At 72.1% G+C, this 22,898-nt stretch carries 16 protein-coding genes; 3 read left to right on the forward strand and 13 right to left on the reverse strand.

From position 1 onward, the window contains the following. Positions 1-6 precede the first annotated feature (6 nt). The 13 genes from HLI28_RS12100 to HLI28_RS12160 all read right to left on the reverse strand — a co-directional run bounded on the left by HLI28_RS12100 (position 7) and on the right by HLI28_RS12160 (position 20,058). Positions 7-1,758, reverse strand: a complete 1,752-nt coding sequence (locus tag HLI28_RS12100) for a dipeptide ABC transporter ATP-binding protein (RefSeq protein WP_171247823.1) — start codon at positions 1,756-1,758, stop codon at positions 7-9. Beyond that, positions 1,755-2,738 carry an ABC transporter permease gene (locus HLI28_RS12105; RefSeq protein WP_171247824.1) on the reverse strand — a complete coding sequence of 328 codons (984 nt, stop codon included), beginning with the start codon at positions 2,736-2,738 and terminating at the stop codon, positions 1,755-1,757. Before HLI28_RS12105 ends, HLI28_RS12100 begins: the two co-directional genes overlap by 4 nt. After that, entirely contained in the window at positions 2,731-3,657 is a 927-nt protein-coding gene (locus HLI28_RS12110) for an ABC transporter permease (protein ID WP_171247825.1), read from the reverse strand. The genes HLI28_RS12105 and HLI28_RS12110 overlap by 8 nt, the downstream gene beginning before the upstream one ends. Before the next feature lie 225 nt (positions 3,658-3,882). Beyond that, a complete protein-coding gene (locus HLI28_RS12115; protein WP_171247826.1) occupies positions 3,883-5,505 on the reverse strand; it encodes an ABC transporter substrate-binding protein in 1,623 nt (540 codons plus the stop codon). Between the two features lie 227 nt (positions 5,506-5,732). Next, positions 5,733-6,416, reverse strand: a complete 684-nt coding sequence (locus tag HLI28_RS12120) for an ABC transporter ATP-binding protein (RefSeq protein WP_171247827.1) — start codon at positions 6,414-6,416, stop codon at positions 5,733-5,735. Next, positions 6,416-7,297, reverse strand: a complete 882-nt coding sequence (locus HLI28_RS12125; RefSeq protein ID WP_171247828.1) for an ABC transporter ATP-binding protein — start codon at positions 7,295-7,297, stop codon at positions 6,416-6,418. Before HLI28_RS12125 ends, HLI28_RS12120 begins: the two co-directional genes overlap by 1 nt. An 18-nt stretch (positions 7,298-7,315) precedes the next feature. Continuing rightward, on the reverse strand, positions 7,316-10,111 hold the full coding sequence (locus HLI28_RS12130; RefSeq protein ID WP_171247829.1) for an FtsX-like permease family protein: 2,796 nt from the start codon (positions 10,109-10,111) through the stop codon (positions 7,316-7,318). After that, entirely contained in the window at positions 10,108-12,933 is a 2,826-nt protein-coding gene (locus HLI28_RS12135) for an FtsX-like permease family protein (protein WP_171247830.1), read from the reverse strand. The genes HLI28_RS12130 and HLI28_RS12135 overlap by 4 nt, the downstream gene beginning before the upstream one ends. Before the next feature lie 8 nt (positions 12,934-12,941). Further along, positions 12,942-14,696, reverse strand: coding sequence for an ABC transporter ATP-binding protein (locus HLI28_RS12140; protein WP_171247831.1), 1,755 nt, complete (start codon positions 14,694-14,696; stop codon positions 12,942-12,944). Continuing rightward, positions 14,696-15,604: an ABC transporter permease gene (locus tag HLI28_RS12145; protein WP_171247832.1), complete on the reverse strand. Its 909-nt coding sequence runs from the start codon at positions 15,602-15,604 to the stop codon at positions 14,696-14,698. The genes HLI28_RS12140 and HLI28_RS12145 overlap by 1 nt, the downstream gene beginning before the upstream one ends. A 45-nt stretch (positions 15,605-15,649) precedes the next feature. After that, positions 15,650-17,167, reverse strand: coding sequence for an ABC transporter permease subunit (locus HLI28_RS12150; protein WP_171247833.1), 1,518 nt, complete (start codon positions 17,165-17,167; stop codon positions 15,650-15,652). 95 nt (positions 17,168-17,262) lie between these two features. After that, positions 17,263-19,104 (reverse strand): ABC transporter substrate-binding protein, encoded by a 1,842-nt coding sequence (locus HLI28_RS12155; protein ID WP_171247834.1) that lies wholly within the window; start codon positions 19,102-19,104, stop codon positions 17,263-17,265. Positions 19,105-19,533: 429 nt separating this feature from the next. After that, positions 19,534-20,058 carry a WHG domain-containing protein gene (locus HLI28_RS12160; RefSeq protein ID WP_171247835.1) on the reverse strand — a complete coding sequence of 175 codons (525 nt, stop codon included), beginning with the start codon at positions 20,056-20,058 and terminating at the stop codon, positions 19,534-19,536. A gap of 74 nt (positions 20,059-20,132) precedes the next feature. Here HLI28_RS12160 and HLI28_RS12165 point away from each other — a divergent pair, with 74 nt between their 5' ends. The 3 genes from HLI28_RS12165 to HLI28_RS12175 all read left to right on the forward strand — a co-directional run bounded on the left by HLI28_RS12165 (position 20,133) and on the right by HLI28_RS12175 (position 22,893). Continuing rightward, positions 20,133-20,840 (forward strand): MBL fold metallo-hydrolase, encoded by a 708-nt coding sequence (locus tag HLI28_RS12165; protein WP_171247836.1) that lies wholly within the window; start codon positions 20,133-20,135, stop codon positions 20,838-20,840. Positions 20,841-20,915: 75 nt separating this feature from the next. Beyond that, a complete protein-coding gene (locus tag HLI28_RS12170) occupies positions 20,916-22,244 on the forward strand; it encodes an MFS transporter (RefSeq protein WP_171247837.1) in 1,329 nt (442 codons plus the stop codon). Further along, positions 22,237-22,893 carry an ArsR/SmtB family transcription factor gene (locus HLI28_RS12175; RefSeq protein ID WP_171247838.1) on the forward strand — a complete coding sequence of 219 codons (657 nt, stop codon included), beginning with the start codon at positions 22,237-22,239 and terminating at the stop codon, positions 22,891-22,893. Before HLI28_RS12170 ends, HLI28_RS12175 begins: the two co-directional genes overlap by 8 nt. Positions 22,894-22,898 lie beyond the last annotated feature (5 nt).

Below are 22,898 nucleotides of genomic sequence, written 5' to 3' on the forward strand. Positions count from 1 at the left end.
CGCTGGTCAGCCGCCCGCGACGTTCCCGACGAGGTGAGCGCCGGGAATCGCGTCGAGGAGGTCGCGCGTGTACTGCTTGCGCGGGTTGTCGAAGACCTCGTCGGTCGTGGCCTGCTCGACCACCTTGCCGTTCTGCATGACCACCACGTCGTCGGCGATCTGCCGCACGACGGCGAGGTCGTGGGTGATGAACAGGTAGCTCAGACCGAGGTCCGACTGCAGGTCGTCGAGCAGGTCCAGGATCTGGGCCTGCACGAGCACGTCGAGGGCGGAGACCGCCTCGTCGAGCACGACCACCTCCGGCTTGAGCGCCAGGGCACGCGCGATCGCGATGCGCTGGCGCTGACCGCCGGAGAGCTCGTTCGGGAACCGGCGCATGGCCGACTGCGGCAGCGAGACCATGTCGAGCAGCTCGCGGACCCGCTTCTCCCGTCCCTTCTTGGACCCCACGCCGTGCAGCTTGAGGGGCTCCTCGATGGAGCGGAAGATCGAGAACATCGGGTCCAGGGACCCGTAGGGGTTCTGGAAGACCGGCTGGATCCGACGCCGGAACTCGAACGCCTGCTTCGGGTTGAGCGTGGACACGTCGGTGCCGTCGAACTCGACGGTGCCCGACGTCGGCTCCAGCAGCCCCAGCACCATGTTGGCCGCCGTGGACTTGCCCGAGCCCGACTCCCCGACCAGGGCGAGGGTCCGGCCGCGTCCCAGCGTGAACGAGACGTCGTCGACCGCGGTGAAGTCCGTCGATGACCCGGGGCGCGCCCCGCGGATCTGGAACACCTTGGTCAGGTCGGTGACCTTGACCGCCTCGTTCGAGGCCGGCGGCTTCTGCCCCAGGTGGTGGGCGTGCAGCTCCTCGGACTCCCGCCCCTGCACGTGCGCCGTCTGGATGCGGCGCGACGCCAGCGACGGCGCCGAGGCCACCAGTCGCTTGGTGTAGGGGTGCTGGGGGTCCGCGAGGATCTGCTGGGCCGGGCCCGACTCGACGATCTGCCCCTTGAACATCACCACGAGGTGCTCGGCCCGCTCGGCGGCGAGCCCGAGGTCGTGCGTGATGAACAGCAGGGCGGTGCCGAGGTCCCGGGTCATCTCGCCCAGGTGGTCGAGGATCTGACGCTGCACGGTCACGTCCAGGGCCGAGGTCGGCTCGTCCGCGATGAGCAGCTGCGGCCGGGAGGCCAGACCGATGCCGATGAGCGCGCGCTGGCGCATGCCGCCCGAGAACTCGTGCGGGTACTGGCGCGCCCGGCGCTCGGCGTCGGGCAGGCCGGCTTCGGCCAGCACGTCCGCGACGCGGGTGCGCAGCTCGGCCTTGGATCCCTTGAACCCGTTGGCCTTGAGCGCCTCGGTCACCTGGGTGCCGATGCGCCAGACCGGGTTGAGGTTCGACATCGGGTCCTGCGGGACCATGCCGATCGCGCGGCCGCGCAGCGCTTCCTTCTCGGCGCGGGACGCACCGACGAGCTCACGGCCGGCGAAGCGGATGGAACCGCCGGTGACCTTGCCGGTCCCGGGCAGCAGGTCGATGATCGCGGCCGCGGTGGTCGACTTGCCCGATCCGGACTCGCCGACGATGGCCACGTTCTGGCCGGGATAGACGGTGAGGTTCGCGCCGCGCACGGCGTGCACCTCACCGACCCCGGTGGTGAAGGAGATCTGCAGGTCGCTGATCTCCAGCAGGGGCGTGTTGGGGTCGACGACCGCGGGACCGTTCTCGGACTTCGCGTCGCCGTTGCTCACGGGGAACTGTGTCGTCATCGCTTCCGAGCCTTCGGGTCGAGGGCGTCGCGCACGACGTCGCCCATCATCATGAAGCCGAGCACCGTCACGGCCAGGCCGCCTGCCGGGTAGAGCAGGATCTCCGGGTCGGTCCGGATCGCACCCTGGGCGGCGTTGATGTCGCCACCCCAGGAGACCACGTCCGGCGGGAGACCGATGCCGAGGAAGCTCAGCGTCGCCTCGGCGACGATGAACTGGCCCAGGGCCACGGTCGCGTAGACGATGATCGGAGCGGCCGAGTTCGGCAGCACGTGCCGCAGCAGGATCTGGCCGCGCCCCATGCCCAGCGAGATCGCGGCGGTGACGAACTCGTTGTTCTTCACCGACAGCACGGTGCCGCGGGTGATGCGGGCGATCTGCGTCCAGCCGAAGATCGCCAGGACACCGGCGACCAGGAGGCTCGTGCGGTTGCTGGACACCGACATGATCACGATGGCACCGAGCACCAGCGGGATCGCGAAGAAGATGTCCGTGACGCGGCTGAGGATCGTGTCGAACCACTTGCCGTAGTAGCCGGCGATCGCACCGATCGTGGTGCCGAGGATCACGACCATCGACGTGGCGAGCACGCCGACGACGACCGAGGCGCGGGCGCCGTAGATCGTGCGCGAGTAGATGTCGCAGCCCTGCCGGTCGAAGCCGAACGGGTGGCCCGGCTGGGCGCCCTCCAGAGCCTTCGACAGGTCGCACACACGCGGGTTGATCGACGTGAACATCCCGGGGAACGCCGCCACCAGGACGACGACGACGATGACCGTCCCGGCGATCCAGAACAGCGGCCGTCGGCGCATCTGGTTCCACGCGTCGCGCCAGAGGCTGGTGGGTGTCTCGTCGGTCTTGACCGCGTCGACGGCGCCGAGGCCGCCCTCGTCGCTCGGTGCGGTGAAGTGCTCCTGCCCGGGGCGCGGGGCCGGGACCGCCGGCGCGCCGAGCGGTTCTTCGTAACGGTTCTCAGGCATAACGGATCCTCGGGTCGAGGGCGGCGTAGAGCAGGTCGACCAGGAGGTTCGCTCCGATGTAGACCAGCACCAGCACGGTGGTCAGCGACACGACGGTGATGCTCTCGCCACGGATGATCGCGTCGTAGAGCGTCCCGCCCACACCGTTGATGTTGAAGATGCCCTCGGTGATGATCGCACCGCTCATCAGAGCGCCGATGTCGGCACCGAGGAACGTCACGACGGGGATGAGGGAGTTGCGCAGCACGTGCCGGCCGGTGACCTGCGTGCGACGCAGACCGCGGGCGCGCGCCGTGCGCACGTAGTCGGCCGAGAGGTTCTCGGCCACCGACGTCCTCGTCAGTCGCAGCACGTACGCGAAGGACACGGCCGCCAGCACCATCGCCGGCATCAGCAGACTGATGAAGTCGGGATCTCGTCCTGCGGTGACGGGCAGCCAGCCGAGCTGGACGCCGACCACGATCTGCAGGACGAAACCGACGACGAACGTCGGGACCGCGATGAAGACGAGGCTGACGACCAGCGCCGTCGCGTCGAAGATGCCACCCTTGCGCATCCCGGCGACGAGCCCGAAGCCGATGCCGAAGACCGCCTCGATGACCAGAGCCATCAGAGCGAGCTGGATCGTGACGGGGAAGGCGTTGGCGATCACCTCGGTGATCTCGCGGCCGCGGAAGTCGACGCCGAAGTCCAGCGTCGCGACACCGCGGAGGAACAACAGATATTGAATGATGAAGGGCTGATCCAGGTTGTACTCGGCCCGGATCTGCTCCTGCACCGCCTCGGGAAGCCCGCGCTCACCACCGAGCGCGGCCACCGGGTCACCGGGCCGCAGGAACACCATGGCGTAGAGCAGCAGGGTGGCCCCGAGGAACACAGGGATCACCTGTAGGAGCCTGCGTCCGAGATACCAGAGCATGCGATTTGTCTCCTCGTGTGCCCAGGGGGTCCCCCCAGGCTACGGGTTTTCATCGTGCCGCGACCGAAGGAGGACGCGGACAGCGGTGGGGCGGGGGTGCCGATGGGCACCCCCGCCCCTCGCGACGAGTGGTCGACGCAGACCGTACCGGATCGGGTCGACTACTCGAAAACAGACGACGGACGAGGCACCCGAGGCGGGTGCCCCGTCCGTGTCAGCGGTGGATCACTCCTTGGTGATCTGGTACAGGATCGGGTCGCTGTCCCAGCCGAACTCGACGTTCTCGACGGTCTCGGCGTAGCCGCCGGTCGCGTTCTGGTACCAGAGCGGGATGCCCGGGACGTCCTGGAACAGGATCTCCTGGGCCTCCTTGTACAGCTCGACGGCGGTCTCCTGGTCCTCGGCGGCGGCCGCCTCGGCGAGCTTGGCGTCGAACTCCTCGTTCGAGTAGTTCATGTCGTTGGAGCCGGCCCCGGTGCCGTAGATCGGCCCCAGGAAGTTGCTCATCGACGGCCAGTCGGCCTGCCAGCCACCACGGAAGATGCCCTCGACGGACTCGTTGTCACGCGCGTCGAGGAACTCGTCGAACGTGGTGTACGGCGCGAACTCGCAACCGATCTCCAGGTCGGCGCGGATGGTGTTGCACGCCGCGTCGATCCAGTCCTGGTGGTCGGAGTCGGCGTTGGACGAGATCTGCAGCGTGTAGTCGCCGATCGGGTCCATGTCCTCGGCCTCGTCCCACATCTCCTTGGCGGCCTCGGGGTCGTAATCGAGGATCTCGGAGCCCGGGATGTCCTCGGAGTAGCCGTCGATGACCGGGGAGGTGAAGTCCTTGGCCGGGGTACGAGCGCCACCGTAGAGCTGCTCGGTGATGGTCTGGCGGTCGATCGCCATGGAGATGGCCTTGCGGCGCATGACGCCGGCCTCACCCTGGAACTCCTCGCGCCACTCGGGCACGTTGATGACCTGGATCACCGCGGCCGGCTGGTTGACGGCACGCTCCCCGAGGTCGTCCTCGAAGGTGGCGAAGGCCGACGACGGCACGTTCGGCAGCACGTCGAGGTTGCCGTCGAGCATGTCGTTGTACGCCGTGTCCTCCTCGACGTACGCGACCATCTCGAGCCCGCCGTTGGCCGGCTGGCGCGGACCCTCGTAGCCCTCGCGGGGCACGAGCGTGATGAGGCTGTCGTTCTCCCACGACTCGAGCTCGTAGGGGCCGTTGCCGATCGGGTCCTCACCGAAGCCCTCGGGGTCCTCGAAGAAGGCCTCCGGCATCGGGTTGAACGCCGAGTAGCCCACCCACAGCGGGAAGTCCGACGCGGGCTCCGACAGCTCGGCCGTGAAGGTCAGGTCGTCGACGACCTCGACGGCGATGTCGGAGGGCTCCTCGAAGCTGAAGCCCTCGAAGCCGTTGAAGAAGTACTGCTGGTTCTGGGCGTTGTCCAGGTTCGCGACGTACTTCCACGCGTCGACGAAGCTGCTCGCCGTGACGGGCGTGCCGTCCGAGAAGGTCCAGCCGTCCTGGATGGTGATCGTCCAGGTCTTGTTGTCCTCCGACTCGATGGACTCGGCGACCTCGTTCTCGATCGCGCCGTCCGCCGTGTAGTAGACGAGGCCGGAGTAGATGTTCTTGACGACCAGACCGCCGTAGACCTCGTTGGTCATACCCGGGGTCAGCGGGTTCTGCGGCTCACCGCTGCTGATCGAGACGATGCCGGCGCTCTCGCCGTCGCCCGATGCGGTCGAGTCGCCTTCCTCGGAGCTTCCGGAGCCGCCGCAGGCGGAGAGAAGCAGGGCCGAGGCCAGGGTGAAGGCCCCGATGCCTGCCAAACGTCCTCGAGGTGTCACGTGTCCTCCTGAGTTGGTGTGCACGCCACCGGAGGGATGCTCCGGCAGCGAGGGGGGCGGGAGCTGATCCGCTCCCGCAGCACAAGATGCGCCAAGGAGCCTAACCCCTGGATCGTGGCCCCGGTCACCATCTGCCGGAATTGATGGCGCGATCGTGACCTGATCGGAACGTGGCGTACATCTGGGAGCGTTCCCATGCACTCCGTGGCACCGGAATGTGACGCACCTCACAACGTGACGTCGGCCGCTCCGTCGTGCAGGTCCACGACCCGGTCGGCCCGCCGGACCAGCTCGGGGTCGTGCGTCGTGACCACCGCGGCGACGCCCTCGGCGTGCACGAGCTCCGCGAGGACGTCCATCACCCGGCGACCGGTCGCCGTGTCGAGCTGACCTGTGGGTTCGTCCGCCAGGAGCACCCGCGGCGCGGCCACCAGGGCGCGCGCGATACCGACCCGCTGCTGCTGCCCGCCGGAGAGTTCGTAGGGGCGTTGGTCGGCGTGCTCGGCCAGGCCGACCCGGTCCAGCGCCTCGGCCACCCGCTCGGCCCGTTCCGCGGCCGGGACCCGACGCAGTCGCAGGGGGACCTCGACGTTCTCCGCGGCCGAGAGCACCGGGAGCAGGCCGAACGACTGGAAGACGTAGCCGATCTCGTCCCGGCGCAGGGCGAGCACCGCGTCCTCGTCCATCGCGGTCAGCTCGCGGTCGTCGAGCCACACGCGGCCCGACGTCGGGCGGTCCAGGCCGCCGAGCACGTTGAGCAGCGTCGTCTTGCCCGAGCCCGACGGGCCCCGCACCACCAGGAGCTCGCCCGGCGCGACGGCGACGGAGACCCCGCGCAGCGCGTGCACCTCACCGGCCCCCCGGCCGAACGTGCGGCGGACGTCCTCGGTCCGCACCACCGGCGTCGTCATCACTGCCTCTCCCCCGTCGGGTCACGGTCCGGGCGGACCTGTACGTGGTCGTCACGGAGCCGCAGCCGGACCCGGTCGCGCAGCTCGAGCGTCTCGACCACGTCGTGCGGCAGCTGCAGGCGGCCGACGCGGTCCAGCACGGCGAACTCCTCGGCGACGTCCCGCTGCACGCCGTCCGCGTCCGTCGCGGTACGGCGCAGCACCTCCGTGGAGGTCCGGCCGTCACGGATCTGCACGGTGCGGGCCACGTGCTCCGACACCGCCGGGTCGTGGGTGACGATGAGGGTCGTGGTGCCCGTGGCCGCGTTCACGGCCCGGAGCGCCTCCAGCACGTCCGCGCTGGTGGCCTCGTCGAGCTCCCCCGTCGGCTCGTCGGCCAGCAGCACCCGGGGCCGGTTGGCCACGGCCACCGCGATCGCCACCCGCTGCTGCTGCCCGCCGGACATCTCCGCCGGGTACCGGTCGGCGACGTCGGCCACCTGCAGCAGGTCGAGGAGCTCGGCCGTGCGCTCGGCCCGCTCCGACCGGGAGCCGCCACCGAGGTCGAGCACGAGGCGGACGTTCTCGGCCGCGGTCAGGTACGGCAGCAGGTTGCGGGAGGTCTGCTGCCAGACGAAGCCGACCGTCCGGCGCTGGTAGGTGACCCGGTCACGACGCCCCATCGTCAGCAGGTCGGTGCCCGCCACGACGGCGGAGCCCCCGGTCGGCGTGTCCAGACCGGACAGGATGCCCAGCAGCGTGGACTTCCCGGACCCGGAGGCGCCGACCACGGCCACCAGGTCGCCGGCCTCGACCACCAGGTCCAGGCCCTGGAGGGCCTGCACCTCCACGCCGTCGGTGGCGAAGATGCGCACCAGACCGCGGCACAGGATCTCGCTCATCGTCCGTCCTCTCCCTCGTCAGTCCGTCGCCGTCCGCCACGCGTCGGTCCCGCGGCCCCGGCCGGTGATCCGCACCAGCGACGTCCCCGCGACCACGGCGACCAGCAGCCCGGTCGCCAGCGCGGCAGGACCCCACGGGTCGACGACGAGCGCCGGGGCGCCGTCACCCCCGGTCAGCGGGGTCAGGTCGACCACGGCGACCACCAGCGCCGGCACCGCGAGGCCGACCACGCCGCCGGCCAGCAGCGCGGCGCCGGCCCACGGGCCGACCTCCCAGGCCACGAGTCCCCGCTCGGCGCGCCGGGGCAGGCCGAGGGTGCGCAGCACCGCGAGCACCCGGCTGCGCGCGGGCGTGCCGAGCACGAGCATGAGCGCCACCGTGGCGACGCACAGCAGCACCGAGAGCACCACGGCGACGGTGAACGCCGCCGCCAGGCCGCCGGTGGCCGGTGCGGCGAGCAGCGCCTGCTCCCCCGCCCGGGGGTCGTCGACCACGGCGGTCGGCAGCAGGGCGGCGATCTCCGCCTCGACCCGGTCCCGGCCGGCGCGGTCCGTGCCGTCGGCCAGGCCGAGCAGCGCGAGTCGTGCGGTACCCGGCGTGATCCCGGCCAGCTCCGCGGCGAGCGCTGTGTCCACGAGCAGCGCACCCGACGACGGGGGCAGGCCCGGCAGCGCGTCGACGCGGTCGACCACGACGATCTCCACGCGGGCACCGCCGGGTCCGGACAGCACCTGCCCCTCGGTCGGTCCGCTCGCGGCGTTCCCGGCCGCGACGACGGGGAGCCGGCCGTCGTCGGGTGTCGAGAGCCGGTCCAGGCCGCTCGGGGCACCCGGGACGTCGCGCTGGACGCGTCCCAGGGCGTCGGTGTCCGTCGTCCAGACCGTCACCGGGGTGCCGCTGCCGACGCGACCCAGCGGGTAGCGGCCGGCGTCGGCCAGGGACGCCGCCGCGTCGACCTGTGCCACGGCCTCGAGCGCGGGCACGGTCTCGGCGTCGACGACGGGGCCCGCGACCCGCAGGTCTCCCCCGACCTCGCTCCAGGCCTCCTCGGTGATCGCCTGGCGCACGGTGCCGGACAGCACGAGCGACGACATCGCGACCCCGACGGCGAGCACGAGCGCGACCGCCGGCAACGGACCTCCGGCCGGGTCGCGCCGCACACGCGCCGCACCCAGGAACGGCACGATCCCCGGTCGTCGCGCCGCGACCCGCTCGGCGGCGCGCACCACGGGCGGCACGAGCCGCAGCGTGAGCAGGGCGACGGCGACGCCCACCAGCAGCGGCGCCACGGCCAGGAGGGGGTCGACGCCGGTGGTGCCGGCCCCCGCACCGGACGCGACGACGCCGCGGTCGACCGCCAGCCACGACGTCCCCGCGGCCGCCGCCACGACCGCGACCTCCACGCCGAGGCGGGCCCGCCGGCGCCGTGCCGGGACCGTCCCGAGATCCGCGCGGGCGGCGCGCAGCCCGGCGGCCGGGGTGACGGCGGCCAGGACGAGCGCCGGGGCGACCCCGCACGCGGCCGTCGCCGCCAGCTGACCGACCGTCACCTCACCGGGCACGACGAGGAGCCCCACGGCCAGCCCGACGGCGGCGGCGGGCAGCCCGACGACCGCACCCTCCAGCGCCACCACGGCACGGACCCCGGTCATGGAGGCACCCCGCGCCCGCAGCAGCGCGAGGGTCGGACGCCGCCGGTCGACCACCAGTCCGGCGGCCAGCACCAGGACGGCCACCAGGGCACCCAGCGGACCGACCGCGAGCACCGTGACGATCGCGTCGACCCCTGCCCGTTGCCCCAGGGTCGTCTCGAGCACGTCGAGCAGGCCGGACGCCGGTTCGAGCACCGCGGCGTCCCCCTCGACGACGGTCGTGGTCCGCGCCGTCAGCCCCCGCAGCTGGGACAGCAGTGCCGGTGCGCCCTGGGCCGAGACGTCGGTGGTGTCGACCGGGTACCAGATCCGCGTCGACGGGGCGTCCACCCAGGCACCCAGCGTCGCCGGGTCGGCGAACGCGCCCGCCGTGACGATCTTGCCGATGTTCGGGTCGAAGACGATCTCGGGAGTGGTCGTGCGCGGCACGTGGCTCCAGTAGTCGGCGTCGCCGTCCCGGGGCTCCCACAGGCCGACCACCCGCAGCGGCGGCAGGAGCGGCTCGCCGGTGGCGTGCACCGACCCGAGCGTCCAGTCGAGCTCGGCGGCGACGGCGGTCGAGACCGCCACCTCCATCGGGTCCGGCTCGAACTCGACGACACCGTCCGAACCGGGCAGCAGCTGCGCCGTGTCGGACGGCACGCGCGTCACCTGCGGCCACCGTCCGTCGACGACCTCCACGTGCTCCGGAGCGGACGGCCCGGCCTGCGGCACGACTCCCGGCTGCGCGACGTCGTTGCCGTCGACCCGCTCCACGACCGTGCGGTCCGCCGCCACGAGCAGGTCGGGGGCACCGAGGACGGCGGACAGCGGCGCGGGCTGGTCGGCCGCCACGTCCTGCAGCGCGGCCAGGTAGCCGTCCAGGTCCGGTGCCGGCGGCACCGGACCCGCGTCGTCGTCGCCAGTCTCCTCGCGGTGCACGCCGCCGTACGTCTCGTACCCCTCCCCGTACCCGGGGAAGGCCGGGGTCGTGGCGATGAGGTCGGCGGCGAGGGGGGACGACTGCGCCGTCACGTGGGCGAGCTGGTCGGCGTGCACGGCCGCCACCGCGCGCGGCACCGCCGAGAGCGTGCCGGCAGCCAGCACGGTGACCGCGACGAGGGCGGCGGTCGCACCGGCGGCGGTCCGCAGGTGACGACGCACCAGCAGGAGCAGGCTCATCGCACCTCCGTCCGGTAGGCGGTGTCCCGCGCCTGGGCGGCGACCCGTGACGAGACCGCACCCGCCACGAGGACGACCCCGAGCGCGGCCGTGGCGAGCAGCGGCGCGAGCACGGCGGGGCTGATGACGAGGTCGGGGACGACACCGCCGCGGACCACGGCGTGGGCGAGACCGGGCACGGTGACCGCCGCCACCGCGGCCCCGGCCAGGACCCCGGCGCCGAGCCCCACCGCGCCGAGGACGACGAGCTCGACGGCGCGCCCCCGCCCCTGCGACCGCGGACCGACGCCGAGGGCGCGCAGCACCACGACCTCGTGCCGGCGGGCGGCGGACGTCGCCGCGGCGACGACCGCGAGCCCCAGGACCGCGAGAGCCGTCGCACCGGCGGCGGCGAGGACCATGGCGAGCCGGACCGGGGAGCCGCCGTCGGACCCGATGACGTCGGCGGCGGTCCGCACCTCGGTCCCGTCCGCCCCACCGGCACCACCCAGGGCGCCCTCGACGGCCCGCGCCAGGTCCCCGACCGCGGCGGGGTCCTCCGGGCGGGCAGCGCCGACCCACGCCTCCGCGGGCCGGGGCAGCTGGCCGGTCGTGGCCAGCAGCACGGCGTCCAGACGGCCCAGGTCGACCCAGGCCGCCTCCGCCGTCGGCCGGCCGGGCACGACGTCCGTGGTCCCCGCGACCTGCAGGACGACCTCGGTCCCGGTCAGCGTGATCTCCAGCTCCTCACCGACGGCGGCGTCCCACCGCTGCGCCGCGGCGCGGGTGAGCACGGCGGGCACGACCGGGCGGTCGGTGGCCCCGGCGGCGGCCGTCCCGTCGTGGGCCACCAGGCGCAGCCACGTCCCGTCCCGCTCCTCCAGGGTCAGCTCCGCACCCAGGACGTCCCCGTCCGTGGCGGCCGGTGCCGTCCCCGCGTGGGACCAGGCCGTGCCGGCGAGATCGAGCGGGGTGCTGCCCTCGGCGGTCCGGGCGTCGACGCCACGCACCGCGACCGTGGCCTGCGTCGGCACCAGGACCCCGTCGACGTCCCACTCCACGGCGGCCAGCCGCAGGTCGTCGGCAGCGGCGAGACCCTCGGGCAACGGCACGTCGAGCCGTGCGTCGACCGGCTCCTCCCCGAGCTCGAGGCGACCGGCGTCGAGCATCGTCAGGCTGCCGGTCGCGTCGGCGACCCACAGCGTCACGGCCACGTCCAGGGTCGGGTCCACACGACCCCGGTAGAGGGGAGCCAGCAGCGACATGTCGGCGATCGCGACCCCCGCCGCGTCGACCTCCAGCGCGGTCACACCCTCCGGCAGCGACGGCGCGCCGGCGAAGGGGTCCGGACCGCGCAGGGGGGCGGTCGCGTCGGCCGCGGACGCCGGGCGGACGACCCCGTGGCCGGCCCCGACCGGGGTCGCGAGCAGCCCGAGCGGATCTCCCTGGACGGTCGCGTCCTCGGCCAGCACGGGCATCGCTCCCGCCGCCCCCTCCGTCCGGGCGAGCGGCTCGGTCCGCGCCGGGGGCCGGCCCGGCGCGAGCCGTGCCCCCGGCGCGACGACGGCTCGGACGTCGGTGCCGAGCCGTTGCGCGGCCAGGTCGGCGCGGGCCTGCGGAGCCGTGCCGGCATAGGCGGCGGCCAGGACGGACGCTCCCCCGGCGAGCACCAGCAGCACCACCGGGACCGCGGCGACCCCCAGAGCACGGGACACCTGCCGCGAGGCCAGCACCGCGGTGGCCCCGTCGCGCCGCGCGGCCAGTCGGGCCGCGGCCCGCGCGGCCGGGCCGAGGAGAGCCAGCGTGACCAGTCCGAGCGCGGACAGGGCCACGGCCGGTCCGGCGGCGGCGAGGGGGTCCCAGGTCGTGCCGCCGTCGGCCACCACGAGCGGCGACCCCAGGTCGACCAGCCGCCACGTGCTCGCGGCAGCGAGCAGCCCGACGCCGACGACCGTGCCTGCCGTCGCGGCGCGCCGCAGCCGCCCCGAGCGGTCGGCGACCCGGCGGCCCGCGACCGCTCGGGCCCGGGTGCCGGTCACCACGGTGAGCACCGTGGTCCCGGCGAACGCGGTGAGCACGCCGCCGGCCACCAGCACCGTCGACGCCGGCGGGGGCGACCCGGTCGCGGCCAGCGCGGCCGCGGCCGCCGCGGTCCCGAGCGTGGCGGCCCCCAGGCAGACGACGAGTGCCTCGAGGCCGGCGGCGGCGGTGATCTGCCAGACGTCGGCGCCGCGCGCGACGAGGATCTCGGTCTCCCGCTCCCGCGCCTGGGCGAGCAGGCGTGCGACCTGCACCAGTGCGACCAGGGCGACGAGGACCAGCAGCGCGACCGGCACCGTGAGCACCGCCCGGGCGGCGGCCTGGGCCTCCTGCTCGGCGGCCGCGCGCTGCGCCAGGTCCCCCTCGACGGTGAGGCCGCGGACGGCCACGGCGTCGGCGGCACGCAGCGTACTGTGGAGAGTGCTACCGCCCGCGGCGAACCCGGCCAGGTCCGCGGGCAGGACCTCGCCGACGACGGGGACGAGGGTCCACTCGACGAACGGGGTGTCGTCACCGTCGGGGCGTTCGGCGCGGTCGATGCGCAGCGGCGCGTCGCCGAACAGGTCGGCGACCGTGGAGCGCACCCGGGCGTCCTGGGCCGCCGGGTCCTCGGCGAGTCGGGTCGTCACCTGCAGCGACGCCGTCGAGCCGCCGCCGAGGGCCGCCCGGGCGGCGTCCGTCGTCGTGGCGGCGACCGCTCCCGCGGTCACCCCGCTCGTGGCCGCGATCGCGGCCACGAGCAGCGTGACGAGGGCGAGGAGGCCGCAGTGCGCGACGGCACGCCGCCACGCGGTGCGCACCATGGGAGTGGTCAGGCCTGGTCGCGCAGCCGGATCTCGGCGACCTCGTCGCCGAACTCGGCCAGCAGCCGGTGCCTGTCCTCCCGGCGCTGCCGCTGCTCGTCCGGGTCCGGCACCGGGGCCGCGGCGAGCAGCCGCTTGGTGTACTCCTCGCGCGGTGAGCGCAGCACCTCGTCCCGGGTGCCCTTCTCCACGATGCGCCCCTCCTGCATCACGACCACCTGGTGGGCCAGGAGGTCGATGACGGCCAGGTCGTGGCTGACGAAGAGGCAGGCGAACCCGAACTCGCGCTGCAGCGAGAGGAACATCTCCAGCACCGACGCCTGCACCGACACGTCCAGCGCCGACGTCGGCTCGTCCGCGACCATCAGCTCGGGCTCGAGCGTGAGGGCCCGGGCGATGGAGACGCGCTGACGCTGCCCGCCGGAGAGCTCGTGCGGGTACCGGTTGTAGTACGACCGCGGCAGCTCGACGGCGTCGAGCAGCTCCATGACGCGCTTCTCGCGGGACGCCGGGTCGCCGACCTTGTGCACCGCGAGGGGCTCGTTGATCGCCTCGCCCACGGGGAACCGCGGGTTGATCGAGGCGGCCGGGTCCTGGAACACCACACCGATGCGCCGGCGCAGGTCCTTGAGCTGCTTCTTGCGCAGGGCGCCGAAGTCCTCCCCGAGGATGCGCACCGAGCCCGAGCGCGCCGGGATGAGTCCGAGCGCGCACTTGGCGATCGTGGACTTGCCCGACCCGGACTCGCCGACCAGGCCGACGATCTCGCCCGCACCGACGGTGAAGGAGACGTCGTCGACGGCACGGAACGGCGGCTTGCCGAGCCGGTGGTACTCGATGACGAGCTGGTCCAGCTCCAGGGCGGGAGTGGACGTCTCGGCGTCCTCGGCCTCCGCGGACCGGGACAGCGCCTCGTCGTCCTGCCCCTTGCCCTCTCCGAGGTGCGGCACGGCCTTGAGCAGCCGCTTGGTGTAGTCGTGCTGCGGGTCGGTCAGCACCTGGTGGGCGCTGCCGGTCTCGACGAGGTCGCCCTTGTACATCACCGCGACACGGTCGGCCATGTCGGCGACCACGCCCATGTTGTGGGTGATGAGCAGGATGCCGGTGTCGAGCTTGTCCTTCAGCGACCGCAGCAGGTCGAGGATGTCGGCCTGCACGGTGACGTCGAGCGCCGTGGTCGGCTCGTCGGCGATGATCACCTTCGGGTCGCAGGAGATCGCCATCGCGATGACGACACGCTGCCGCTGCCCGCCCGAGAGCTCGTGCGGGTACTGCTTGAGCCGGCGCTCCGGTTCCGGGATGCCGACCATCTCGAGCAGCTCGGCCGCCCGAGCCATCGCCTGCTTGCCGAAGGCGATGCCGTGCAGCTGCAGCGCCTCGGTGAGCTGGTCACCGATCGTCAGCACAGGGTTCAGCGCCGTCATCGGCTCCTGGAACACCATGGCGATGTCGTTGCCGCGCATCTTGCGCAGACCCGCCTGGTCCAGGTCGCCGACGACCTGGTCGCCGACCTGGACACGGCCGGAGACCCGGGCGTTGCCCGGCAGCAGCCCGAGCGCCGTCGTCGACGTCACGGACTTGCCGGACCCGGACTCGCCGACGAGCGCCACGACCTCGCCGGGGTGCACCTCCAGGGAGATGCCCTTGACGGCGTGGACGTCGCCGAACTCGGTGCCGAAGGTGACCTCGAGGTCGGTGAAGGACAGCACCGCTTCGCCGGGGATGGTGGCGTCCGGTGCGGAGGAGAGGTCGAGGGTGGTCATCAGGCCTTGGTCCTGTTCTGGCGGGGGTCGAACGCGTCGCGCAGACCGTCGCCGATGAAGTTCACGCTCAGGGCGATGGCGAGGATCATCAGTCCCGGCCACCAGAAGAGCCACGGACGCGTCGTGAACGCCGTCTGGTACTCCGAGATGAGGAGACCCAGGGAGGTGTCCGGTGCCTGCACGCCGTACCCGAGGAAGCTGAGCGCCGTCTCGAGCAGGATCGCCGCGGAGATCGTCAGCGTCGCCGAGACGATGATCGTCCCGATGGCGTTCGGCAGGATGTGCTTGAAGATCGTCCGGCTGCTGCTCGTGCCGACGGCGTAGGCCGCCACCACGAACTCGCGCTCGCGCAGGGAGAGCACCTCGCCGCGCACGAGCCGGGCGAGCCCGGTCCAGGTGACGACGCCGAGCATGAGCGTCAGGCCCCAGATGCCCCAGGAGCTGGCCATCTTGCCCAGCACGGCGGCGAGCACCAGCAGCGGGATGACGAGCAGCAGGTCGGTCATGCGCATGAGCACCGACTCGATCCACCCGCGGAAGTACCCGGCCAGGGCGCCGATGATCGTGCCCAGGACGGTCGAGATGATCCCGACGCCGAAGGCGATGATCAGCGACTTCTGCGTGCCCAGCATGACGAGGGCGAAGTAGTCCTTGCCGCCCGTGTCCTGGCCGAACGGGTGCGTCCACGTCGGGGAGCCGTCGCCGATCTTCGGGTACTGCAGCTCGGGCACCTTGTCCCACCAGCCCGGCAGGGGGCCGATGCCGATGGACGTGAACGCGACGAGGATCACGAGCGCCATGACCACCATCGAGATGATGGCGCCCTTGTGGCGGAAGAACCGCATCCGCACGAGCTGGCCCTGGCTGTAGGACTTCTCCTCGGCCGGCGGATTCTGGAGATCAGTCATGGTGCGCTCCGCGGGTGTGGTGCGTACGGGGTCCGGTCATGGGTCTCACCGCCGGATCCGTGGGTCGAGGTAGGCGTAGGCGATGTCGGCGAGCATGTTCATCAGCACCGCCGCGGTGCCCGTCACCAGGAAGAACGCCATCACCGGGTCGGGGTCGACCCGGTCCAGCCCCTCCTGGAACATGGCACCCATGCCCCGCCAGCCGAAGACGCGCTCGGTGATGATCGCCCCGCCGATGAGGCCCGCGAAGTCGAAGGCCACGATCGTCGTGATGGGGATCAGCGCGTTGCGGAAGGCGTGCTTGGTGATGACCGCCCGCTCGGACAGCCCCTTGGAGCGCGCCGTGCGCACGTAGTCCTGGTTCATCACCTCGAGCATCGAGGACCGCGTGTAGCGCGAGTACGAGGCGACCGAGACCAGGGTCAGCACGATCGTGGGCAGGATGAGCTGCAGCCCCGAGTCGAGCACCGACTCCCAGAAGTCGCCGGTGAAGTTCGGCGTCTGCGAGCCGATCGTCGAGATCGGCCGCGACTTGAGCTGCAGGAACCCGGCCCAGTGCGCCACGAGGATGTCGAACACGATCACGCCGGACGTGATGATCCCGGTGACCGCGGAGATGAACATCGCCTGCTTGCGGGCGTACCCGCCCCAGGCGGCGCCGATCCCGATCGAGACGACGATCGCCAGCACGAACAGGCCGACGAGCTGCAGCCATGTCGGGTCGAGCAGCACCCCGCTGAAGAGCAGGTAGCTCAGCGTCCCGACGACGGCGGTCGTCAGCGCCGCGTACAGCACCCGGCGGTTGCCCAGCCCGGCGACGAGCGCCGTGACCAGGACGGCGGCGCCCAGCGAGGTCAGCAGCACCATGCCGAGACCGAAGAACGGGTCGCGGTACCAGTTCAGGACGTTGAGCACGTAGAGCAGCACGGCGACGAAGGTGAACGTGGCCGCGCCGGTGTAGAGGCGGCGGCGCCAGGGGCCGCCGAGCACCGCGGGGATGACCACCGCGGCCACCAGGGCGAAGCCGAGGATCATCGGTGGTTCCATGTCGCCGCTGGCGATCCAGTCGTTGAAGCGGATCGCGCCGTACTCCTTGAGGAGCACCGCCGCCCAGAACACGGGCAGCGAGAAGAAGAGGAAGGCGAGGAAGGTGACGCTGTAGTCGAAGCCGGCGTACTGCCGGATCGCCGAGACGATGCCCGCGGCGATGCCGACGACGATCGCCAGCAGCGTGGCGAGCGTGACGAGCCGCAGCGTCGAGCCGGCGGCCTGTGCGGTGATGTCGAGGACGTTGGCGCCGTTGACTGTCGTCCCCAGGTCGCAGCTGCCGGTGAAGCAGCCGCCCACGCCGGACAGCCACTCCAGGTACCGCTCGTACCAGGGCTGGTCGAGCCCCATCTGCTCGATGCGCAGGGCCATGAGGCTCTCGCGGTTCTCGGCGTTGGACTCGCGCAGATCTTTCAGGGGGTCGCCCGCGTTGATCGTCAGCACGAAGATGAGCAGCGAGGCCGCCCACAGCACGAGGAACGAGATCCCCAGGCGTCGAAGGATGAACTTGAGCACGTTGTGCCCCTTTACGGTCAAGGCAGGCGTGTGGGGGCAGGGAGGTCTTCCCTGCCCCCACACGTTGCCTGTCAGGCGGTCAGGACGTCAGGACGTCAGGAGGCGCGAGACCACTGCTCGGCGTTCCAGACGATCCCGTCCTGGGCCGCGGTGAAGCGGACGTTCTCCAGGTCGGCCGAGTGCGCGACGACACCCGGGTGAGCGAACAGCGGGATGCCGTACAGGGTGTCCCACAGCTCCTTCTCGATCACCTTGGTCTGCTCCAGGTGGACCGACTCGTCGACCGTCGAGGCCAGGGTCTCCCAGGCCTCGTCGACCGTCTCGTTCGAGTACCCGCCGAAGTTCTGCGGGCGGCCCGAGGCGTAGATGTTCTGGCCGGAGGCGATCTGGCCGGAACCGGCCCAGGCGAACAGGGCGATCTCCCAGTCACCGGTCTCCAGCGCACCACCGGCGGCGAAGAACTCCGGGTCACCGGCGTCCACGATGTCGAAGCCCACCTGGTCGCAGGACGACTTGATGGCGGCGACCTCGTCGGAACGACGCGGGTTCGGCGCGGAGTAACCGATGCGGATCTCGGTGCCCTCCTCGAGACCGGCCTCCTCGAACTTCTCGGTGGCCATCTCCAGGTCGACCTCGTCGTAGCGGCCGTCGTAGGACTCGGCCGTGACCTCGTCGTACTTCTCGGTCTGGTACGGGAAGACCTCGCGGGCGTTCATGACGACGGCGTTCTCGTCGACCGGCGCGATCAGGTCGTCGACGATCTTCTGACGCGGGACGCAGTAGGCGAAGGCCTCGCGGGCGGCCAGGTTGTCGGTGAAGACCGAGCTGTCACCGAAGTTGTAGTCCAGGTGCTCCCAGATCAGGGTCTGACCGGTGAGGACCTCGACGGACGAGCCGATCTGCTCGAGCTGCGGGATCGTGTCGACGGTGGCCTGCGGTTCGATGACGTCGAGGTCACCGTTCTGCAGCGCCTGCACGTGGGTGTCCGCGGCCGCGAAGCGGAACGTGAGCTCCTTCGTCGCGGGCGGGGTGCCCCAGTAGTTCTCGTTGGCCGTCAGGGTGATGGACTGACCGGCGATCCAGCCGTCCTCCTTGAGCATGTACGGACCGGAGACCGGGACCATCGCCGGGTCGGGCAGCTCGCCCGGGGTCGAGGACAGCCAGCCGGTGTTCCAGAACTCGGCGGCCGGCTCGAGCACCGACATGTCGAGCTCCTCGATGGCGGTGACGAGCTCCTCGACGGAGACGCCGGCCTCCTCGGCCACGATGTGGGCCGGGAAGGCGCTCGAGACGTTGAGCTGCCAGTCGGCGTAGACGCGCTCGTAGTCGTACTGGAACGACTTGGCGTCCGCCGAGTCCGCCTGGGGGCCCTCGGGGACGTAGTCGCCCAGGGTCAGGCCGGAGACGTGGTTGAACAGCGGCTCCTCCGAGGCGTCCTCGGTGACCGCGCCGTCGGCGGTGATCGCCTGGGTGGCCCAGTCGAGCAGGTAGTCGGCGTAGGTGATCGGGGTGCCGTCGGACCACACGGCGTCGTCCGCGAGGGTGTACTCCACCTGCAGCGGGTCCTCGGAGATGGCCTCGAACGTGCCGTACTCCTCGTCCTGGCAGATGGTGCCGTCGACGCCGAAGTACATGAAGCCGCCCATCATGCGGTCATTCACGACGGAGTTGTACGTCGAGTAGGTGTCCGGCAGCAGGCCGTTGTAGCCCGCCCACTGGACCTCGCCGGCGGAGTACTGGATCTCGCCGTCCGCGGACTCGGTGACACCGGTGTCGACCTTGCAGGGGTCGCTGATCTCTTCGGTGTCGGCGGACTCCTCCGCCATCGACTCCTCGGTCTCCGGCTGGTCGTCCGCTGCCGGGCTGGAGCAGGCCGACAGCAGGAGTGCGCCGGTGGCGACGGCCGCGACGGCCGCGCTTGCACGCCTGATCTTCACTGGGTTCCTCCTCATGGGAAGGGCCCCCCGCCAGGCGTGACCGACCGCTCGGGCTACGAGTGGCCAACCTCACCGCCGGAGGGTCCGTGGTGTTCGCCACACCGTACCCAGCCGCCGGAAGGTGGAAATACCACTTCTCGGAATTCGCGGTGATCGTTATGGATCTGAGACTGCCAAGAATCACGGGCGACGAACGCGGCGGTTGCGCCGAAACCGCGAAGAAACACCGTTCAGATTCCATCACATATTCGTCCTATTTCCATGTTATGGAATGGCGATGATGGAGGGAATTGCGCCTGTCGAGCCGCTTTGACAGCGACGCCCTTCCGTGACCATACGGCCGATCCGCCGTCCTCGCCGGACGAGTCCCGCTGACCGGACACCGGCGTCCGGTGCGGGCCGAGGGTGCCCGCCCCGAGGCGGGCGAGGTCAGGCCCGCAGCCCGGCCACGAGGTGGCGCAGGCCGTAGTCGAAGGCCTGGTCGATGTCCCCGCCCATCCGGAACGCTCCGGCGAGCTCCATCTGCAGGAACCCCGTGGCCCACGCGGTGAACAACCGGGCCGCGTCGAGCGCGTGATCCTCACCGACGACGAGGGCGCACGCGTCCACGACGGGCCCCGCTGCGCGCCGCAGGACCTCCTGCGGGGCCGAGACGGCGAAGATCAGCCGGAACGCCTCGGGCCGTTCATGGGCGAAGGCGCGGTAGGCGACGGCGAGAGCCTCGAGCTCGGGTGCCGCTGCCTCGAGGCACCGGCCGAGCTCCTCGACGGACGCCCGGCTCACGGCGGCGACCAACGCCTCCCGGTCGTGGAACCGCTTGTAGAGCGACGGTGCGCGGACACCGACACGCGTGGCCACGGCCTGCATCGTGAGGCCCGCCGGCCCGGCGGACTCGAGGACCTCCTGCGCGGCGGCGACGACCTGTTCGTTCGTCGTGCGTCGGGGTGTCGGCACGTCCGCCTCCTTGGCTATTGACGTTAGCCATGATGGCTACGTACCGTAGCCTTGTCAATCGAGAGAGGTCCGCCATGAAGATCGCACCGCACCTGCACCGCCTGGGCAACGACATCGTCGCCTCCTACCTCGTCGACCTGCCGGAGGGGATCACGCTCGTGGACGCCGGGCTGCCCGGCCACTGGCGCGACCTGCACCGCGAGCTGGACGCGATCGGCCGCCCGCTCTCCGACGTCCGCGGCGTCGTGCTCACGCACGGCGACTCCGACCACATCGGCTTCGCCGAACGTCTGCGCCGCGAGGCCGGGGTCCCGGTCCTGGTCCACGAGGCCGATGCACACCGGGTGCGCACCGGGGAGAAGCCGAAGGTCTCGATGGGTCCCGCACGGTTCGGCCCGATGGTCGGCTTCCTGGCCTACAGCCTGTCCAAGAACGGGCTGCGGACCCGGTACGTGCAGGACGTCGTGACGGTCACCGACGGCGAGACGCTCGACCTGCCGGGCCGCCCGGTCGTCGTCGGGCTGCCCGGGCACTCCCCCGGCAGCATCGCGGTGCACGTGCCGGCCGTGGACGCCGTGTTCGTCGGCGACGCACTCACCACCCGCCACGTGCTCACCGGGCGCGAGGGCGCCCAGCCCGCCCCCTTCACGGACGACCCGGCAGCGGCCCTGGCCTCCCTGGAACGACTGGCGGGGATCGAGGCGTCCTGGGTCCTGCCCGGGCACGGCACTCCGTGGCACGGGTCCCCGGGCGACATCGCCGCCGCGGTGCGGGCCGCCTGAGGCACTCTCCGGCCCGGAACGCTGCTGATATCGTCATTCCATCAATCCATGGAATGACGAAACGAAGGTTTGTCGGTGAGCACCCGTACCCCGCCCTGGTCGACCCCACGACCCGTCCGCCTCGGGCTGCGCGAGAACGCGCCCCAGTTCGTCCTGCTCGTCGCCGTCAACGCCCTGGTCGGCGGGATGCTCGGCCAGGAGCGCACCGTGCTGCCGCTACTCGGAGAGCAGGAGTTCGGACTGCGCGCCTACACGGCGGGCCTGACCTTCATCGCGGTCTTCGGCCTCGCCAAGGCCGCCGTCAACTACGTCGCGGGGACCTGGGCCGACCGCTGGGGCCGCCGACCGGTGCTGATCGCGGGGTGGCTCGTCGCCCTGCCTGTCCCCCTGCTGCTCATCTGGGCCCCGACCTGGGGCTGGGTGATCGCCGCCAACGTCCTGCTGGGCGTCAGCCAGGGCCTGACGTGGTCCACCACCGTCGTGATGAAGATCGACCTCGTGGGACCCGCCCGCCGGGGGCTGGCCATGGGCTTCAACGAGGCGGCCGGGTACGCCGCCGTCGGCGTCACCGCGCTGGCCACCGGCTACCTCGCCGAGGCCTACGGGCTGCGCCCGGCACCCTTCCTGCTCGGCATCGCGTTCGCGGCCGTCGGTCTCGGCCTGTCCACGCTCCTGGTGCGCGAGACCCGGGGGCACGCCCGGCTCGAGGCGACCCGGCACGTACCCCGATCCGACGGCCGCCACGACCACCTGCACGCGGACCTCACGGACCGGCAGGTCTTCACCCAGACCAGCTTCCGCGAGCGCGCGCTGTCCTCGGCCAGCCAGGCCGGTCTGGTCAACAACCTCAACGACGGCCTCGCCTGGGGCCTGTTCCCGATCCTCTTCGCGGGCGCCGGCCTGTCCGTCGGACGGATCGGCGTGCTCGCCGCGCTCTACCCGGCCGTCTGGGGCGTCGGGCAGCTGGTCACCGGCGCCCTCTCCGACCGGTGGGGACGCAAACGTCTCATCGTGGCGGGCATGGTGCTCCAGGCGCTCGCCCTCGGACTCGTCGCCCTCGCCGACGACTTCTCGGCCTGGGCCGTGGCCGCCGTCCTGCTCGGCGCCGGCACGGCCATGGTCTACCCCACCCTGCTGGCCGCCGTCGGCGACGTCGCCCACCCGGCCTGGCGCGCCCGCGCCGTCGGCGTCTACCGGCTCTGGCGTGACGGCGGCTTCGTCGCCGGGGCGCTGCTGGCCGGCGCCGTGGCCGACCTCCTCGGCGTCCGGGCCGCCGTCTGGACGGTCGCCGCGCTGACCGCGGCGTCCGGCCTCGTCGTCGCGGTACGGATGTACGAGACCCTTCAGCGCACCGGGGCGCCGGACCCGGCGCCCCCGGGTACCCCGGAGGAGCACCATGGGTGAGCGCCGGGCCAAGGACGCCCTCTTCGCGGAGTTCGCCGCCGTCGGCAAGGTCCTGGGCAGCCCGCGACGACTGGAGCTGCTCGACCTCCTGGCGCAGGGGCCCCGCAGCGTCGAGGAGCTCGCCGCCACCGCCGAGCTCGGCACGAGCACCTGCTCGGCGCACCTGCAGCAATTGCGCGAGACCGGGCTGGTCACCACCCGCCGCGTCGGCAAGCGGATCTACTACGCGCTGGCCGGTGACGACGTCGCCGCGCTGTGGGCGACCCTGCGCCAGGTGGCCCAGCACCGCCGGCCGCACACCGACGTCGCGCGCCGCGCCTACCTGGGACCGGAGGACACCGAGGCCGTCGGCACCGCCGAGCTGCGGCGTCGCCTCGAGGAGACGGACACGGTGCTGCTCGACGTCCGCCCCCGGGCGGAGTTCGACGCGGCGCACCTGCCGGGCGCCCGCAACATCCCGGTCGAGGAGCTGGCCGGGCGGCTCGCCGAGCTGCCCCGGGACGCGGAGATCGTCGCCTGCTGCCGCGGCCGCTACTGCGTCCTGGCCCACGACGCCGCCCGGCTGCTCGTGGAGCAGGGGTTCGAGGCCCGCCGGGCCGTCGACGGGGCGCTCGAGTGGCGGCTGGCCGGACTCCTGGTGGGGACGTAGCCTCC

Origin of the sequence: Isoptericola sediminis, assembly GCF_013085345.1 — a bacterium.
Classification (GTDB): domain Bacteria; phylum Actinomycetota; class Actinomycetes; order Actinomycetales; family Cellulomonadaceae; genus Isoptericola; species Isoptericola sediminis.

Excerpts from the sequence above, each read along its gene's own strand:
- HLI28_RS12100 (WP_171247823.1), bottom strand. The coding sequence starts at position 1,758 with ATGACGACACAGTTCCCCGTGAGCAACGGCGACGCGAAGTCCGAGAAC.
- HLI28_RS12105 (WP_171247824.1), bottom strand. The coding sequence starts at position 2,738 with ATGCCTGAGAACCGTTACGAAGAACCGCTCGGCGCGCCGGCGGTCCCG.
- HLI28_RS12110 (WP_171247825.1), bottom strand. The coding sequence starts at position 3,657 with ATGCTCTGGTATCTCGGACGCAGGCTCCTACAGGTGATCCCTGTGTTC.
- HLI28_RS12120 (WP_171247827.1), bottom strand. The coding sequence starts at position 6,416 with ATGACGACGCCGGTGGTGCGGACCGAGGACGTCCGCCGCACGTTCGGC.
- HLI28_RS12125 (WP_171247828.1), bottom strand. The coding sequence starts at position 7,297 with ATGAGCGAGATCCTGTGCCGCGGTCTGGTGCGCATCTTCGCCACCGAC.
- HLI28_RS12130 (WP_171247829.1), bottom strand. The coding sequence starts at position 10,111 with ATGAGCCTGCTCCTGCTGGTGCGTCGTCACCTGCGGACCGCCGCCGGT.
- HLI28_RS12135 (WP_171247830.1), bottom strand. The coding sequence starts at position 12,933 with ATGGTGCGCACCGCGTGGCGGCGTGCCGTCGCGCACTGCGGCCTCCTC.
- HLI28_RS12140 (WP_171247831.1), bottom strand. The coding sequence starts at position 14,696 with ATGACCACCCTCGACCTCTCCTCCGCACCGGACGCCACCATCCCCGGC.
- HLI28_RS12145 (WP_171247832.1), bottom strand. The coding sequence starts at position 15,604 with ATGACTGATCTCCAGAATCCGCCGGCCGAGGAGAAGTCCTACAGCCAG.
- HLI28_RS12165 (WP_171247836.1), top strand. The coding sequence starts at position 20,133 with ATGAAGATCGCACCGCACCTGCACCGCCTGGGCAACGACATCGTCGCC.
- HLI28_RS12175 (WP_171247838.1), top strand. The coding sequence starts at position 22,237 with ATGGGTGAGCGCCGGGCCAAGGACGCCCTCTTCGCGGAGTTCGCCGCC.